The following is a 735-nucleotide window of genomic DNA, read 5'->3' on the forward strand; positions in this document are numbered from 1 at the left end:
AATACCATATACGGAATTAAAAGCATACGCAATGCTGTGAGCCAATTTCTGAAGAGCCCGGTGCGGGAAATCCGCACGCCGGGTTCCGTGGGGGTTGGGCCACCAAATGGTGGCCCTTCTACCCGGACCTCGGGGTGAAATTCCCCGGGGCTACTCACCACCATATTCACGGTTTCTCCGAATTCTTTTATTTAGACCATGCTACAAAGTACCAAGGGGAAGAACGCATTAAAATAAAAGAACTTTGGGTGCCGGCAGCTATGATCATTGAACAAAATCTTACCGGGGAAGCCAGAATACTACGAGCCGAGGCCCGCCATCGCCTCAAAGCTGGGAAAGGCATTAGGGTTTTTTCCAGGACTGATAGGCTTAAGCAATGGTTGGAAAGTGAAGGTTTATCCCTTAAGGAGCGCTCTCACTTGATTACTGATGCAGGCAAGCTTGTTCCTGGATATAGCCTTTTAAATGACGGTGTGGAATTTTTTGTACACTCACCTTTCGCAATTCATGTAGATGGAGAGCTTATCGATAGGAACGAAAGTTCCTTAATCCTGCATGCAACTTTTGAATACAACGGTGTTAAAACAAGGCTGATGTTGATAGGTGACCTATTTAGCCCCCTAATTGAATTTGAGCCATACCCCCTTATTGATATAAACTAATATTAACGGAGGGGTATGGATGAAACGCAAGAGATATCCTAAAAATTTCAAAGAACAGCTTATCAAGGAAGCG

1 protein-coding gene is annotated in these 735 nt (G+C 45.0%); it reads left to right on the forward strand.

Features of this window, described 5'->3' with window-relative positions:
* Positions 1 to 260: 260 nt before the first annotated feature.
* Positions 261 to 662 carry a hypothetical protein gene (locus tag Pmgp_RS19310; RefSeq protein WP_134216311.1) on the forward strand — a complete coding sequence of 134 codons (402 nt, stop codon included), beginning with the start codon at positions 261 to 263 and terminating at the stop codon, positions 660 to 662.
* Positions 663 to 735: the final 73 nt, after the last annotated feature.

It is taken from the genome of Pelotomaculum propionicicum (genome assembly GCF_004369225.1).
Taxonomy (GTDB): domain Bacteria; phylum Bacillota; class Desulfotomaculia; order Desulfotomaculales; family Pelotomaculaceae; genus Pelotomaculum_B; species Pelotomaculum_B propionicicum.